The organism is Parachlamydiales bacterium (assembly GCA_041671045.1).
Taxonomy (GTDB): Bacteria; Chlamydiota; Chlamydiia; order Chlamydiales; family JABDDJ01; genus JABDDJ01.
This window is the reverse complement of sequence record JBAZCF010000014.1, coordinates 25132-41351: the sequence shown is the minus strand read 5'-3', so window position 1 is coordinate 41351 and position 16220 is coordinate 25132. Positions and strand designations below refer to the sequence as shown.

Annotated in this window: 16 protein-coding genes; 6 read left to right on the top strand and 10 right to left on the bottom strand. The window is 45.8% G+C overall.

Annotated features, from left to right (window positions below; genetic code table 11):
• Positions 1-29 precede the first annotated feature (29 nt).
• The gene (locus WC222_12070; protein ID MFA6917127.1) at positions 30-464 is read right to left on the bottom strand and encodes a hypothetical protein; all 435 of its coding nucleotides are present in this window, start codon (positions 462-464) and stop codon (positions 30-32) included.
• Positions 464-1585 (bottom strand): FtsW/RodA/SpoVE family cell cycle protein, encoded by a 1122-nt coding sequence (locus WC222_12065; GenBank protein ID MFA6917126.1) that lies wholly within the window; start codon positions 1583-1585, stop codon positions 464-466. Before WC222_12065 ends, WC222_12070 begins: the two co-directional genes overlap by 1 nt.
• 25 nt (positions 1586-1610) lie before the next feature.
• On the opposite strand from WC222_12065, the gene WC222_12060 reads away from it, so the two are divergent.
• Positions 1611-2192 (top strand): biotin--[acetyl-CoA-carboxylase] ligase, encoded by a 582-nt coding sequence (locus WC222_12060; protein MFA6917125.1) that lies wholly within the window; start codon positions 1611-1613, stop codon positions 2190-2192.
• Between the two features lie 74 nt (positions 2193-2266).
• Complete coding sequence (locus WC222_12055; GenBank protein MFA6917124.1) at positions 2267-3547, top strand: hypothetical protein; 1281 nt, start codon at positions 2267-2269, stop codon at positions 3545-3547.
• Between the two features lie 499 nt (positions 3548-4046).
• Here the strand turns inward: WC222_12055 and WC222_12050 are convergent, their stop codons facing one another.
• Genes WC222_12050 through WC222_12040 form a run of 3 tightly spaced genes read right to left on the bottom strand, consistent with a single transcriptional unit; the run spans position 4047 to position 6636 of the window.
• Positions 4047-4817 (bottom strand): NifU family protein, encoded by a 771-nt coding sequence (locus WC222_12050; GenBank protein MFA6917123.1) that lies wholly within the window; start codon positions 4815-4817, stop codon positions 4047-4049.
• On the bottom strand, positions 4811-5962 hold the full coding sequence (locus tag WC222_12045) for an aminotransferase class V-fold PLP-dependent enzyme (protein ID MFA6917122.1): 1152 nt from the start codon (positions 5960-5962) through the stop codon (positions 4811-4813). The genes WC222_12050 and WC222_12045 overlap by 7 nt, the downstream gene beginning before the upstream one ends.
• Complete coding sequence (locus WC222_12040; protein ID MFA6917121.1) at positions 5959-6636, bottom strand: 2,3-bisphosphoglycerate-dependent phosphoglycerate mutase; 678 nt, start codon at positions 6634-6636, stop codon at positions 5959-5961. The genes WC222_12045 and WC222_12040 overlap by 4 nt, the downstream gene beginning before the upstream one ends.
• A 198-nt stretch (positions 6637-6834) precedes the next feature.
• Here WC222_12040 and tkt point away from each other — a divergent pair, with 198 nt between their 5' ends.
• From tkt to WC222_12020, 4 genes are read left to right on the top strand one after another with little or no spacing between them, the layout of a single operon-like run.
• Complete coding sequence (tkt, locus tag WC222_12035; GenBank protein MFA6917120.1) at positions 6835-8886, top strand: transketolase; 2052 nt, start codon at positions 6835-6837, stop codon at positions 8884-8886.
• Entirely contained in the window at positions 8886-9101 is a 216-nt protein-coding gene (locus tag WC222_12030) for a uroporphyrinogen decarboxylase family protein (protein ID MFA6917119.1), read from the top strand. Before tkt ends, WC222_12030 begins: the two co-directional genes overlap by 1 nt.
• Positions 9091-10431 (top strand): protoporphyrinogen oxidase, encoded by a 1341-nt coding sequence (gene hemG / locus WC222_12025; protein MFA6917118.1) that lies wholly within the window; start codon positions 9091-9093, stop codon positions 10429-10431. The genes WC222_12030 and hemG overlap by 11 nt, the downstream gene beginning before the upstream one ends.
• Before the next feature lie 35 nt (positions 10432-10466).
• Positions 10467-13046 carry an ATP-dependent Clp protease ATP-binding subunit gene (locus tag WC222_12020; GenBank protein MFA6917117.1) on the top strand — a complete coding sequence of 860 codons (2580 nt, stop codon included), beginning with the start codon at positions 10467-10469 and terminating at the stop codon, positions 13044-13046.
• A gap of 47 nt (positions 13047-13093) precedes the next feature.
• On the opposite strand, the gene WC222_12015 is transcribed toward WC222_12020, so the two are convergent.
• The 5 genes from WC222_12015 to accD form a co-directional block, all read right to left on the bottom strand.
• Positions 13094-13291 carry a hypothetical protein gene (locus WC222_12015; protein ID MFA6917116.1) on the bottom strand — a complete coding sequence of 66 codons (198 nt, stop codon included), beginning with the start codon at positions 13289-13291 and terminating at the stop codon, positions 13094-13096.
• Between the two features lie 314 nt (positions 13292-13605).
• Complete coding sequence (locus tag WC222_12010; GenBank protein MFA6917115.1) at positions 13606-14307, bottom strand: PTS sugar transporter subunit IIA; 702 nt, start codon at positions 14305-14307, stop codon at positions 13606-13608.
• A gap of 15 nt (positions 14308-14322) precedes the next feature.
• Positions 14323-14772, bottom strand: coding sequence for a PTS sugar transporter subunit IIA (locus WC222_12005; GenBank protein MFA6917114.1), 450 nt, complete (start codon positions 14770-14772; stop codon positions 14323-14325).
• A 54-nt stretch (positions 14773-14826) separates the two neighbouring features.
• Positions 14827-15282 (bottom strand): dUTP diphosphatase, encoded by a 456-nt coding sequence (gene dut / locus WC222_12000; GenBank protein MFA6917113.1) that lies wholly within the window; start codon positions 15280-15282, stop codon positions 14827-14829.
• Positions 15282-16211: an acetyl-CoA carboxylase, carboxyltransferase subunit beta gene (gene accD, locus WC222_11995; protein MFA6917112.1), complete on the bottom strand. Its 930-nt coding sequence runs from the start codon at positions 16209-16211 to the stop codon at positions 15282-15284. The genes dut and accD overlap by 1 nt, the downstream gene beginning before the upstream one ends.
• Positions 16212-16220 lie beyond the last annotated feature (9 nt).

The window sequence follows — 16220 nt, the reverse complement described above, 5'->3', positions numbered from 1 at the left end:
TCAAAGAGGGAATATTTGTTTAATATGGACTAAACAATTTTAGGCCAAAGATGTGCATCGATGATCGTACGGTATTGCTCGGGTGAAGCATATTCTGCATGCAGAATATACTCTCCATTAGTCTGGAGCTGATAGACTTCATACCCCTCAAAGCTTTCCTGGGCACGGAATTCCCAAGCGACTTTATTTTCATCGATAATGCCCTTTCCAATAACAGTCCCTAGGACATCGTTGGTAAGCTCTATGATGAATGAATTCTCTGTAAGGCCTGAAAGGATATAATTATTGTGGATGGTATCGCCTTCTTTCATCTCCACCACCTGCTTCAAAGCAATAATCCCTGCTTGCGGAGGGGAAATTTCCCATCGCGTATAAAACTGCAGTTGATCCGGAGATGCTGTGAAAGTGACTTTACCTTCGCCTAACCATATTCCCGGCTGTAATAAAAAAGTGTGTGGCAACATTAGAACATGAACCTCCGTGCATAGATACTCTGTAGAATACCCAATGCCATCATTGTCGACAATATGGAGGATCCACCGTAGGAGACGAGGATTAGCGGTACACCTGTGATAGGCAGAAAGCCTGTCATCATTCCGATATTGATAAGGATATGCATTGCTAAATACGAGGTGATGCCTGCTGCCAGCAGCCGGCCAAAAGGATCTTTAGCAATGATTGCTACTTGGAAGCAGCGGTAGACAAGGATAAAAAATAAGGTCAGCAGAAAGAGTATTCCAAGCCACCCGAATTCCTCACCGAAAGCAGGAAAAACTGAATCGGTATAAGGTGTAGGAAGCCACCCCCCTGCTGTAAATGTACTTTTTCTCCACCCCGTCCCTGTCATTCCACCGACGGCAATTGCAGTGATAGCAGCTTGCTGCTGGTGGGTCTTTGGATTAAGGCGGTCGAACTGGTATTCTTTCAATACCTTTGTAGCATAGGGTTTGATCTGCTCGGGAGTGACAAATCCTAGGAATATGCTAGCTACGAGGATAAGGCCTATCGCACTGAGAGCTGTCATAAAACGTACCACCCAGGGGTTGGCATCACCAAAGTATAGCATGACAAGAGCAACAGGATACAGGACCAAGGCAGTGCCTAGATCGGGTTGTTTTAAGATAAGAAAGAAGGGTATGCCCACAATCAGTCCGGCAGCTAAAAGAGTGCTCCATGAACGGGACCTCCCTGAATGCCTCTCCATATACCAGCTTAGAGCTACCACAACTGAGAGTTTAGCATATTCAGACGGTTGCAAACTCATATTAAGAATAGGGACCTTATACCAACGGTGCACCCTCTGTACGGCATCGCTGAAAAATAAGCCTATGAGTAACAAGAGCACCAAAACATAAAAAGCCCAAGTCCATTCCCGCAATTTGTTATAGTCGAAGGCAGCCGCAAGAAAATAGACTGACCACCCGATAGCAAACCATTGGAGCTGGACCTTCACCAGCGGTGTTAAAAAGGGAGCTTCGGTGTTATCGCCTTGTATGGAATAAGAGGAGATGACTAGCAAGCTTATTCCCATTAAAAGTATAATGATCGGAACAACTAACCAATCTATCCTGCTCAGCAACCCCATAGCGTGTTTCCTTAAAGAGTAATCTATGCGCCTTGTATATTATCATGTTTCAACCATTGACTCCACCAATTCGCTCGCTAAGCGAGGCGCAGCCCATTGGAATAGAGAGGATTTGACAGCGATAACAACTGACGAGCAAACAGGCGGAAGAGGTCAATATAATAGGCCATGGGTCATGATCAAAGGCAAAGATATAGCAGTAAGCTATGTCTTGTATACGCAAAGCGAGCATTTAGCTGACATTCCCTTTGCTGCAGCAATTGCTGTGGATAAAGCACTGAACATTCCAGGTGTTCATTTTAAATGGCCCAATGACGTATTTGTAAATCAAAAGAAGATTTGTGGAATTCTCGTAGAGACGACACCTGTAGAAAATACAACCTGTCTGATTATTGGGATTGGAATCAATATCTTATCTGGCCCCGCAGATTGGACAGGCATCGGACAGCCCGTAACTTCTTATTTTGCAGAGACTTCCCAGCAAATAGTCCCCGAAAAACTTTTAGAATCGCTGTCATTAAATATAGCAGAGATCATCCCCCAAGTTCTTAGATCAGGATTCTCATTCATAAAAAATAAATATCATCTTCGCAGTAACAAGCAATAAAATTAATTCACCTGCTTAATTTGTATATTTTTAAAATATAAACTATAATCAAATTATCATTGGTGGAGATAATTATGTCTATGCCTTTGTCCAAATATCAACCCGAAGAATTACATTCCGCCATCATAAAAGGCTACGTCATAAGAGCAGGCACAAGAAAAAATTTCTATGAGCTGTTGAGAGAAGAAAATTTCATCTCCGATCCATCCCTACAATCCATAGCTTTACAAAGTTTAAATGAAATTCCTGAAATGCTAAATCCGCAAAATTACTCTATTATCGTAAGAGCATACACACTGCTTACAGCACCCGGCATACAAATAGACCCGCAGCTATTAAATAAAGACTCCCAGCAACTTCTAAGACAATGCGAGACCTTATTTAATCTTGATCTAAAGCGTTTCGTCAAAATACGTAATGCTATCGTGAATAAAATTCCTTCCGATCTAGAAGAAAAATTTGCTAAGGAAAGTATAAGGATATGCCGACGCTTGAACCAGCTAGATGTCCAAATGCATTCTGAAGATTTATCTGTGACCGAATGGGCAAAACTTAGGCAAAACATCGTTTGTAACGACGATGCCGAAGCGCAACAAACATGGCATAATATTGTTGAAAAAGTCGCGGCTTTTTTGAAATTTGAACCTACTCCAGAGAATTTGAAATCTATTGGAAGTGTACTTCTGAATGGAGAATGCGATGAGACATTCCTCTTCAATACGATCTTAGTGGGAGAGTCCGCAATCGATGGACGCCGAGAGAATTTTATCGAACTGCTCAATGATTATAAATTTGTAACCCATCCTGAATTATACAATAGTGCTTTGCATATTGTGGATACCTTAAAAAATAAAGAGGAGCTACGTGATGGGGAAATGCAGCAAATAATTAGGGCATACACCATCTTAAACTCCCCTAATGTCACAAGCTTACCCGAAAGGAAATTCTACCAATATTTTGCTAACCAAACCTATAACTCTGCTATAGAATCTTGTGAAGAAGCTTTCCGCAAGAATTTCACCCTTTACATCGAAGCAAAAAAAAGAATCTTTTCGCTTTCACGGCTAGAGCGAGAATTTGCCGGTAGAGAAGCCGACCTTATTCTGCGGATAAAACAATGGCCCGATGTCCCGCATGAGTCGCTATTTACAGCCTGGGAAGAAGTTAAAAAAAGCATTTATACCAATAAAGAGAATGAGGTAATGTCAAAATGGCAGTACTTTCTGCTAACGTTTGTGAATTCTGATCCCACTAAAAGCTTTAGCAGTCTTCACGAGGGAAGTGAATATCTGCTGCATGGGATTATTCCTGAAAAAAAATCTGCCGAGTCAGAAAATCCGGTCAAAACAACATAATATAGGCGTGCAGAGAAGCTCCGCCCGGCATTAGGCTGTCACTTGCACGATTGTTTCATACCAATCTCACATCGCCGCGGTCCCCCGCGGGCCCGCATCGCCGACGTTGACATGCTCGCTTACGCGATCACGTCAAGCATAATTAGACACTCCATAGAAAAATCAAAATCCAAGTTTACACAACGGCAACAAGTTCGCAAACTTAATGGGATTTAGCATGACCTGAATGAACTGTTTCCATTTGGGTTTATCCCACAAGAATTCTGGGTATTTTCGGTGTACTGCTAATACTTGACGTGATCGCGTAAGCGAGCATGTCAACGTCGGCGATGCGGACCCGCGGGGGGCCGCGGCGATGCGAGATCGGAACAACAACAGCCCTACTAGTGACAGCCTAATGCCGGGCGGAGCTTCTCTGCGTTCTTTGGGTCTTTGCGTTCAATAAAAACGCCACACAAACCATGCCCACAAGCAACTTCTTGCCGAACGAAACTCAACTTTATAAATCGGGGATAACGTTTAAATCGGGATGAACTTTCGCGCGTAATACCTGCTGAATATAGGACAACGTCGTACCCACTGAAGAGTAGCAAGAAGTACATGTACCGGTATAGCCTATCAGCAAACGTGTATTGTCCTCCAATTTAAGGACATTGACTCCACCAGCATCCAAAGATATGTACGGTCTGACATCGTCATCAAGAACTTGTTCTATTACGGCGATTTTCTGTTGATAAGGCAGTTCTAGCCAGCCTGGGTAGCCATTCCCTTCAATAGCCATCTGATCGCTAGGAACGGGCGGCGCTACATAAGCGACCGAGAGAGGCAGGTCGTTGCAATGATCTGCTGCATCATGGAGAGCTTCAATAACCAATTGCAGATGCGGTAAGGTTTCTTTAGGGAAAGCCGGTTGATCCCCCTTATCGCGGAGTGCTTTATCCATCAGTTCCGTTGTAAGGCGGCGTGCTTGGTCATAATTTTTACTGATGCACAGCTCGCACCCTATATCTGCGGCAATCAAAAGTGCTGTTTGCCCAAAAGCTGAGAAACGTGCATCCACAATGATTCCATCATCGCGGTCTACAAGCCACTCTATGCGTACTTTATTGCCGTCTTCAGCAAATCCTGCTTCTGCAGTGACAAGACGCACGCCTCTTTCGTCGCTAGCTGCAGGATCAAACTTCCCGGCGCAGCGTGGATTTTCTAAACGGGCTAGCGCCTTTTTACTGTAGCGGTACCAAGTGAAAGATTCGATAAGCTGGGTTAACATAGGATGCTTTTATTAAGTTGTTGCAGGGCTTGTGCAATAGCTTCGACAGTAGCATCGATATCTTCTTCGTTTGTTTCGCGGGATAGGCTGAAGGAGATGCAGCTATGGGCTAATGGGCTGGCGACACTGCAGGTCTCCATCACTAGGGCGAGTTGCTGAAATGAGCCCCCGCCGATACAGGCCATGATTTTCTTTTTATTGAGCAGAAAAAGCAGTGTCTCATTGACGACATTGGGAAAAGCCGCTACGGAAATATGTGGAAGTCTGTATTGGTTCTGGAAGAAGAGCTTCGATCCTGCGACGTGTTTATTTAGGTCTGTTTCGAGTTTATTTCGAAGCCGAGCTGTCTCGGTGCCGAGGAAGTCGCGGTGCTCGTCGCATTCTTTACAGATTTCAGCTAAGGCTACCAATGCCGGGATATTTAAACTTCCAGCGCGGAGAGCAGCTTGTTCTATGCCTCCACTGATGAGAGGATGGGAGGGTGCGCCTTTACGGATGAGGAGCCCGCCAATGCCTGAAGGGGCATGGAGCTGTTCGGCGTTGAAAGTGAGATAATCGGCACCTATATCCTTGAGATCGAAGTACATACGACCCAAGACATGCGTCGCATCCACATGAAATAGGACACCTTTGCTGCGGCATAGCTCAGCGATTTCTTGTATAGGCTGTAAAGTACCGGTAAGACCATTTCCCCAAGAGATAGAGACAAGAGCCGTTGAGGGGGTGATTAATGTGGCAATATCTTCTAAGCTGACGAGCCCTTGAGGGTCGACTTGAAGCATTTCCCCGATACAGCCCACCTCTTCGAGACGTGAAACGCACATCAGAGAGGGAGCTTCGTCTGTAGCACTAACAATGAAATGGGTCTTAGCTAAGCGGCGTGTCGCTCCATGATAAACTGAATGGTAAACCTGGTTGACGGCTTCGGCCCCTGATGAAGTGAGTATAAAGGTGTCTTGTTCGGAGGCGCCTAAAAAATTATAAATGGTGCGGTAGCAATTCTCCATTGTTCCTATAAGCATATTTCCTCCCTGATGCGGTGCAGAGGGAGCCCCCCACATATCGGAAAGATAGGGCAGCATAGCGCTGATAGCGCGCGGCGAAGGGCGCGCTTTAGTGGAGTTGTCTAGGTAAATTCCTTTCATGTCTGCTTTAAAAATTTTCCGTCGCTATAATTGTATATGACCGGAACCCCTGTTGGCAACTCTAATTCTAAAACTTGCTGTTTTGTGAGTCCATCAAGATCCATGATGATGGAGCGTAGGGAGTTGCCGTGGGCGGTGATCAAGGTGTTTTTACCTTGTTTAAGCTGAGGTATGACAATATCGCGAAAGTAAGGGATGGATCGGGCAGCAGTGATCTCCAAACTTTCTCCATGCGGAGGGGGGACATCGTAGCTGCGGCGCCAGATTTTCACTTGTTCAGCCCCAAATTTCTCCACAGTTTCAGCTTTGTTCAACCCCTGTAATTCTCCATACATCCTCTCGTTCAGTTGCCAAGCTTTGAAGACGGGTATGGTATTCTGTTCTGTAGCTTCATTATAGATCTTTCCCCAGTCAGCGTGGTTCCCTTCCAGTTCATGCTGCATGACCGGAACCTTGCCCGAATGATGGCCTATCATTGCCAGCATTGCAGTCATCTGAGCTCTTATCAGGGTCGAAGTATAGATAATATCGATGGGAAGGTCTTTAATGATCTGACCTGCAGCAAAAGCTTCATCGACACCCTCTTTAGACAACGGAATATCCACCCATCCCGTAAAGAGGTTTAATTTATTCCATTTGGATAGACCATGACGTAAAAGGATAAGGGTAGTCATTGGAGGATTTCCCGGGTAAAAGTTTTTGTGAGAATTAAACTAATAGCGAGGTCGAAAATCTTTCTTCATACTAGGGTAAATTTCTATTTAGAACTAGATCTTATGGTAAGGCGGCTTTTTCTTTGGAGAATTGAACTCTTGTTGCAAGTTTAACGTGACGGATGCTAGCTTTATGCAAAATAATTGAGGAGAACTCTTATGCCCTTAACAAATTATCCAGCTACTATCCCTACAGATGACCTTTTGAAGCAAAGCCCTCCCCTCGAACCGGAGCTTAAGGCTATTCTGCAGAAGACTGCCAACACCATCCGCGGTTTGGCTATGGATGCCGTTCAGAAAGCAGAATCAGGCCACCCGGGGTTGCCAATGGGATGCGCTGAGATTGGTGCCTACCTGTACGGCTATGCTTTACGCCATAATCCAAAAAATCCTGATTGGCCGGATAGAGACCGCTTTATCTTATCTGCAGGACATGGCTCTATGCTTTTATATAGCTGCTTGCACCTTGCTGGGTATGATCTTTCCTTGGAAGACATCAAACAATTTAGACAGTGGGATTCAAAGACACCAGGACACCCCGAATCGCATATGACTCCGGGTGTTGAAACAACAACGGGGCCTTTAGGACAGGGATTAGGCAATGCCGTCGGTCAAGCATTAGGGCTAAAGCTCCTCGGTGCACAATTTAATTCGAATGCTGCCACTCTCTTCGACAGCAAAATCTTCTGCTTGATGGGTGATGGTTGTATGATGGAAGGCGTCACTTCCGAAGTATCCTCCCTTGCCGGCCACTTAAACTTGAATAACCTTATCCTTATTTACGATGCCAACAAGATCAGCTTAGATGGCCCTTTGCATGAGTCGGCATCTGAAGAGACAAAATTACGCTACGCCGCATATGGATGGGAAGTTTATGATATCGACGGCCACGACTTGGATCAGCTGCATGCTGTAATTTCTGCTCTGAGAGTAGAACAAAAACGGCCTGCATTAATTCTTGCCCATACGATTATCGGTAAAGGCTCCCCTCATAAAGCAGGAACCAGCCATGCCCACGGCGCACCTCTCGGTGTGCAAGAAGTGGCTGAATCGAAAAAAGCGCTGGGAATTCCGCAAGATGCATTCTATGTCCCTTCAGAAGTTTACGATTACTTCAAACGCAAGCTTGTACAAGACAAAGAATTGGAAGCTAAGTGGAATAAAGTATTTGAGGGGTGGGCTAAAGGCAATCCTGATAAGATGAAGCAATTCGAGACCATGCGCCACCATACGCTACCTAGCGACTTAGAAGAAAGACTGAACAACATCCAGATGCCTGCAGCTGTTGCCGGAAGAAAAGCTTCCCAGTCCGTGATCGAAGTCCTAGGAACATTTATGCCCCAGCTTTACGGTGGCTCAGCTGACCTCTCCGGATCGGATTTGACGATGATGAAAGTCTTCCCTATCGTCACTGCGGAACATTTTGAAGGAAGAAATATTAAATACGGCGTAAGGGAATTTGGTATGGCCTGTATGGCTACGGGACTGGCTGAAACGGGAATGATTACCCCTTTCATCGGCACTTTCCTTACGTTTTCCGACTATATGCGCAATGCTATCCGCCTGTGCAGCTTAATGCGCCATAAGGTCATATACCAGTTTACGCACGATTCCATTTTCCTCGGTGAAGATGGACCTACGCACCAACCGGTAGAACATTATGCTTCGCTCAGAACCATCCCCCACCTTCAAGTTATCCGTCCTGCGGATGCGCACGAAGTCGTGGGAGCTTGGATCGCTGCACTCCGTTATGACGGCCCTACAGCCCTATTACTATCACGCCAAAACCTACCCACTCTGGTAGAGACTAAAGTTGCTTTTGCCAATGGCGTAGGCCGGGGCGCTTACATTGTGCACAAAGAACATGGCGGCAAACCGAATTACACTTTGTTTGCTACAGGTTCAGAACTATGGCTGGCGTTGGATGTAGCTAAAGAGCTGGAAAAAGTTGGCAAGAAGGTACGTGTGATCTCTATGCCCTGCTGGGAAATTTTTGACTTGCAAGCTCCTGAATATAAACAAGAGATCATGGGCGGAGATATCGGCAAGCGTGTCAGTATCGAAGCAGGTGTCGAACAGGGCTGGCATAAGTACATCGGCTTGGACGGCATCGCCATCGCACAAAATGACTTTGGCGCTTCCGCCCCTTACAGTGCTTTACAAGAACACTTTGGCTTCACCAAAGAAAAGATCCTGGCGAGAATTCTGTAATGTCGGACCTGCTGTTAAAAGCGCTTCAAGGAAATAATCAAGATAGACCCCCTGTCTGGCTAATGCGCCAGGCAGGGCGTTATATGCCCTCCTACCACTCGTTTAAACAATCTTTCATGAAAGGTCATTCCGGATTCATTTTTAATCTTGACCACGGCATCCCCTATAATAATGTTAAACTCCTTGTCGATACGATAAAACACTATGGCACTTAAAGTTGTAATTCTTGGCGGCGGCATCACAGGGCTGGCTGCAGCTTGGTACGTTGAGCACTTTCTAGGAAATAAAGTCAGCGTTACGTTGATTGAGAAATCTGCACGTCTCGGAGGATGGATCCAAACTGTCCAGGACCAAAACTTCCTTTTTGAAAAAGGTCCTAGAAGCATGCGTAGCCACACGCATGACGGCGCCGCAGTTAAGCTGATCGAGCTTTTAGGCCTGCAAAATGAGGTTATAACTTCTTCTCCAACCGCTAAAGACCGTTACGTGTGGCATGATGATAAGCTTATCAAAGCCCCTGCCGGTATTTTGCAGATGCTCACATCGCCATTGACAAGGGATCTTGTCGGCACTTTCCTTAAAGAATGGACACGGAAAAAAGGAAACGGAGACGATGAGTCAGTCCATGAGTTCATCTCGCGCCGCTATTCTCCCGTTGTAGCAGAGAGATTGATCAATCCCCTCGTTGCCTGCATTTATGGCGGCGACATTCACCAATTATCTATCGAATCCTGTTTCCCCTTCTTAAAAGCTTGGGAAAACAAATACGGCTCTATTATGGGCGGCGTCGCAAGGCAAGTATTTAAAAAAAAATCTTCATCCCCTTCTTCATTAATCAGTTTCCGCCATGGAATGGAAACTTTACCTAAGCGTTTAGCTGAACAACTGAAGGGAGAAATTTTACTTAAGTCGGAGGCAATACGCCTGCAAGCAAGCAAAATCACCTTAAGTAATGGAACAATAATACCTTACGATATGGTTATCAGCACTCTCCCTTCTCCTGTTCTGGGAAAGATAACCTCTATCCCTGAGATCTTCCTCCCTTCTGCATCCATTGCAGTAGTTAACATGGGCTGGGATAAGAAAGTCTTACGGCATGAAGGCTTCGGCTGTGTTTTCCCTACGCGTGCTAAACTCCCCTTACTGGGGATTGTCTGGGACTCTTCCGCTTTTCCCGATCAGAACAAATCCCCTGATCAAACGCGTATCACTCTTATGCTGGGTGGTAATCACTCCCCTGTATTCCCCTCTTTAAGCGATCAGACGATTCAAAGCTCTTGCCTGGAACTTATCTCTTCCCATCTTAACATCTCCTCTCCACCTCAAGCCATTCACATCGGGCGGGCTTTCCATGCCATCCCTCATTATCCGGTTGGTCATAAGGAAAACTCTATCCAGTGGAAGAAAATATTAAAGGATTTTTTTCCATCCCTCTGGATTGCGGGGTCTCCTTTCGACGGAGTTGCCGTCCCCGCTTGTCTTTCCTCGGCAAGAAATATTGCTTTTGATGTTTCGGAGTTTGCCAAAAAAACCACACCAATCTAAATTCAGGGCGAAGATCATATTTAACTGAGCGTCCCATGTTCGATAAATTCACAAACCGCGCTAAGCAGGTCATAAAACTTGCTAAGAAAGAGGCCCAAAGGCTCAACCACAACTATCTAGGGACAGAACACATCCTTCTCGGCTTACTTAAGCTTGGACAAGGCGTCGCTGTCAATGTATTGCGCAACCTGAACATTGATTTTGAAACGGTACGTAATGAAGTTGAAAAACTTGTAGGTTATGGACCGGAAATCCAAGTCTATGGCGATCCGGCACTTACAGGAAAAGTCAAAAAAGTTTTCGAATTCGCCAACGAAGAAGCTGCCAACCTTAATCATAACTACGTTGGAACAGAGCACCTTCTATTAGGATTGCTAAGACAGACAGACGGTGTTGCTGCCCAAGTATTAGAAAACCTAAACGTCAATTTGAAAGAAGTCCGCAAGGAAGTCTTAAAAGAATTGGAAACATTCAACCTCCAACTTCCCCCCATCGGCAGCAGCTCAGAACCTCCCGCAGGGATGGCTAAAAGCAGCAGCAGCTCCTCTTCAAAACCCTTCGAAAAATCGGCGCCCCCTCCTTCAGGCTCAAACGATAAAATGCCTGCATTGAAAGCCTACGGCCACGATCTAACAGAAATGGTCCGTGAAAACAAGATGGATCCGGTCATCGGTAGGAAAGATGAAGTAGAAAGATTGATCTTGATACTTTGCCGACGACGCAAAAATAACCCTGTCCTCGTTGGAGAAGCCGGTGTAGGTAAAACCGCCATCGTAGAAGGATTAGCCCAAGCTATTGTCAAAGGGGAAGTTCCCGATAATCTACGTAATAAAAAGCTAATCACCCTTGACTTAGCCCTTATGATTGCAGGTACAAAGTACCGCGGTCAGTTTGAGGAAAGAATCAAAGCCGTCATGGATGAGATAAAAAAGAACGGCAACGTTCTCCTCTTCATTGACGAATTACACACTATCGTGGGTGCCGGCGCTGCCGAAGGCGCCATCGACGCATCCAACATTCTGAAACCCGCCCTTTCACGCGGCGAGATACAATGTATAGGTGCTACGACAAGTGATGAATTCCGTAAACATATCGAAAAAGATGCCGCACTAGAACGACGCTTCCAAAAAATCGTTGTTGCCCCTCCTTCTGTCGAGGACACAATAGAGATCCTCAAAGGCCTTAAAGTTAAGTACGAAGAACACCACAAGTGCTTGTATACAACTGAGGCCCTAGAAGCTGCTGCTGTTCTTTCAGACCGCTATATCGCAGGAAGATACCTGCCTGATAAAGCTATCGACTTGCTGGATGAAGCCGGTGCTAAACAAAGAATGACTACAACAAACCAACCCCAGGATATCAGCCAATTCGAGCATGAAATCGAAGATACGCGTTTGGCTAAAGAAGGGGCTATCAGCAAACAAGAATACGAAAAAGCTGCGAAGTTACGCGATAAAGAGAAACAGCTGCGTGAACAGCTGCAGCAGATCAAAGCTGAATGGGAAATCAATAAAGAGGAAAATGAAGTCCTAGTCGAGGAAGATGACATCGCTCAAGTCATATCCAAACAGACAGGCATTCCCCTCAGCCGTCTTACCGAAGGGGAAACAGCAAAGGTCCTTCACCTGGAAGAACAGCTGCGTAAAGAGATCATCGGTCAGGATGAAGCCCTTAAATCAGTTTGCCGTGCCATCCGCCGCAGTAAAGCTGACATTAAAGATCCTCGCAGACCTATCGGTGCTTTCCTCTTCTTAGGGCCTACCGGTGTTGGTAAAACACTCCTAGCTCGTCTTTTAGCTGCGCATATGTTTGGCGGAGAAGATTCCCTTATCCAGGTGGATATGTCCGAGTATATGGAGAAATTTGCCGTCAGCCGTATGACAGGCTCCCCTCCAGGATACGTCGGCCATGAAGAAGGCGGACAGCTCACTGAAAGAGTTCGTCAACGTCCTTATTCAGTCGTCCTTTTTGACGAGATTGAAAAAGCACACCCTGATGTGATGGACATCTTCCTGCAAATCCTTGAAGATGGACAGTTGACCGACTCTCTCGGCAGAAAGGTCAACTTCCGCAACACTATCATCATCATGACATCCAACCTGGGTGCAGACCGTATCCGCCGTAATACAGAGATCGGATTCGGAGCTAAGGATGGCATGATCGATAGGGCGCGTATGCGTAAAGATATCGAAGATGAAGTCAACAAAAGACTCCGTCCAGAATTCCGCAACCGTATCGACGAGATTGTGATTTTTGAAACTCTTGATAAAGAGAAGCTACGCGATGTGGTTCGCCTCGAAGTGGGCAAACTGCAAGACCGTTTGCAAAGACGTCAAGTCACTATCACACTCGACGACAAAGCTCTCGACTACCTCACTTCCAAAAGCGACCAGCCGGAATTTGGAGCCCGTCCAATACGCCGCTTAGTAGAAGAGAATCTCGAGGCGCCTCTGTCAGAGAAGATCCTTACTTCACCTTCTGAAGGCAGACATACCCTTATCTCTTCTGACGGTGAAAAACTCATCTTCAGTGACTTGGAAGTATTTCCGCTAAGAAGATCAGAAAGTCCAAAACCGACGGCGACACCAGCGACCGGGGCAGCACCTGCTGCTTAGGGTAAACCATCGCGTTATAGGTACGGTGTGGTGTAGTTACGCCGTACCTATAACGTTTCTTTCATTTTCTCCCAGCAAGAAGCTGTCTGTAGAGCATTTTGTGTAGTTTTTATATTTAAACGCAGAGAACGCAGAGAAGCTCCGCCCCACATTAGGCTGTCACTACCACGATTGTTTTGCCGCGGTCCCCCGCGGGTCCGCGTCGCCGACGTTGACATGCTCGCTGACGCGATCACGTCAAGCATAATTAGACACTCCATAGAAATATCAAAATCCCGATTTACACAACGGAAACAAGTTCGCAAACTTAATGGGATTGAATGAACTGTTTCCATTTGGGTTATCCCACAAGAATTCTGAGTATTTTCGGTGTACTGCTAATACTTGACGTGATCGCGTCAGCGAGCATGTCAACGTCGGCGACGCGGACCCGCGGGGGACCGCGGCGATGTGAGATCGGTACAAAACAATCGTGGTAGTGACAGCCTAATGTGGGGCGGAGCTTCTCTGCGTTCTTTGGGTCTTTGCGTTCATAAAAAACGACACACAAACCGTGCCTTTAAGCTTTGCTCAGTGAACTTTCCCAGTTGCGGATATATTCTAAAAGATTGCCTTTGTCAGGATGCATTTTCAACATCTCTAACGCAGGTGTATGACTTGCCAAATAGGCTATTTTCGAAAGAAGATGCAAATGCCTTCTGTCATCCGAAGCAAAAAGAAACAGCAATGTATGTACTGGTATGCCATCCAAGGCTTCGTAATCCAAAGGATTTTTTGGATATGCCACAACCATAATATCGTAAGTACGGTTGAGCAAGAAATCACGCGTGTGCGGCAAGGCAATGCCATGCCCTAAAGCTGTAGGCTGCAGTCTCTCTCTATCCAGCAACAACTCGGTGACGCCCTCAGCACTGAGATGTAATGAGTCAGCTACTTGTTCCATTGCAGCACGGATCACTTCGGCTTTTGTATCACCTGGAACGTTATCTACGACACAACCACGATGTAAGGCGCGATATAGGCTGAATTGCAAGCTTCCGCTTTTTTGAGGCTGCAGGGAAACTTCTGCTTCTTCGACAGGCTTTTCTCCCTGATTGCGTCGCAAAACCCACCGTTCTACTTCTTCGCGGTTAAATCGATGTTGATGGTTGATCAGGTAGGATGGGAAACGGTCTGGATTTTTAGGGTCGGCCAACCAACGTCTTATTGTTGTTTCTGAAACATTTAAGAGCTCAGCGACATCTTTTATTTTCAAGTCCATCGCAACTCTCCTTCATCAATAGGCTTTAAAAAGTTCAACGATCTTCTCCGGCGATTTTTCTAGCAAGAGAGCTTTTCGTTTTTCTTCATCTTTTATTGCAACTGTCAGAGCTGAAAGAAGTTGCAAGTATTGAGTTTGTTTATCGTCGGGCCCTGCAATCAGAAAAATCAATCTCACGGGTGAGCCATCCATTGCATTCCAATCGACGCCTTTCTGTAAAATCCCAATAACGATGAAGAAATCCTCATAACCGGCCATCTTTGCATGGGGAATAGCTATCCCCATTCCTATTCCGGTAGAAACAATTTTCTCTCTTTCCAGGATAGCTTGGTAAAATTCTGTTTTATCATGCAATTTACCATTAACTGCTGCTAGATCGACGAGTTTCTTTAGGGCTTCGTCACGGTTAGTCACGTCTAAGAAAGCAATCAAGTCGGGTGATAAATACTGCGAAAACTTTGTCATAAACTTAAGCCAATAATGATGAAAGATCTTTGATAAGCTATTTTATTGGATATGTCAATGTCTGCCTGTATGGCCGAAGCCTCCGACGCCTCTTTCTGTTTCCGCGAGCTGTGCATTTAAAACGAATTCTGCACGGCACACGGGGGCAACGACCATCTGGGCAATACGCATTCCAGGTTCAACAATAAAAAGATGGGTACTGTGATTGATTAGGATGACTCCAATTTCTCCGCGGTAATCGCTATCGATTGTCCCCGGTGTATTTAAGACGGTGACTTGCTCTTTTAGCGCAAGACCGCTACGTGGTCGTATTTGGATTTCATAGCCGTGTGGAATGGAAACGCGGATACCGGTAGGAATTAATGCAGACATGCCCGGATCAAGGATGATCGAAGATTTGAGGAACGCCCTTAGGTCACATCCGGCTGCACCTGAAGTGGCATAGTGGGGAAGCTCCGCGCCTTCGCTAAGTTCGATGTGAATATTTACTGAATGTGGATTGTTTTCCATTATACTTTTGACTCGTTTTTTTGCATTTCTAGAAGAGCTTCCAAAGCGCGCGCGGCTTCAAGCCCCTGTAATGGAGTGCGTTTCTTCTGTCCTTCCATAAGATAGCTTAGGAACTCTCCCAAGGTTTTCTTCATTTCATGACGACTTACAATACAATCTATCATTCCATGTTTCAACAGAAATTCGGATTTTTGTGCACCCGGCGGCAATGTATGGCCTATAGTTTGCTCTATCACACGCGGTCCGGCGAAGCAGATGAGAGCATTAGGCTCAGCAAAAATAATGTCGCCCAAGGATGCGAAAGAAGCTGTCACGCCGCCTGTTGTGGGGTTAGTGAATATTGAAATAAAGGGCAGTTTGGCTTCATGCAATAATCCCAAAGCTGCGGAAGTTTTAGCCATCTGCATGAGGGAGTATATGGATTCCTGCATGCGGGCACCACCGGAAGTGGAGACGATAACGAGTGGAAGGCTATGCTCTAGGGCATATTCTATCAGCAGCGTTAAACGCTCGCCTGCAACTGAGCCCATGGAGCCGCCCATGAAGTTGAAGTCCATCACGCCTAAGGCTAGGGGGTGTCCGGCGAGCTTACATGTTCCGGTGACAACGGACTCGCTGCAGAGGTTTTTTTCCTGAGCATTCTTAAGGCGTACGGTGTAGGGTTCGGTATCAGCAAATTGGAGGGGGTCGGTCGGTGCGATATCTTCAAAAAGAGGGGTGAAGGTTCCTTCGTCGGCTAAGAGCTGAATGCGTTGCTGCGAGGAGAGTCTATAATGGTAATCGCACTTGGGACAGCAGCTAAAATTCTGCTCTAGCTCTTTAGCATGAACGAGTTCATTACAATGAGTGCATTTTAACCAACCGCTAAAACTGTCTTTTTTAGAAGTTTGAACTTTAATTTTAGGTTTATCTCTAGAAAATAGTCCCATTCCTTCTCT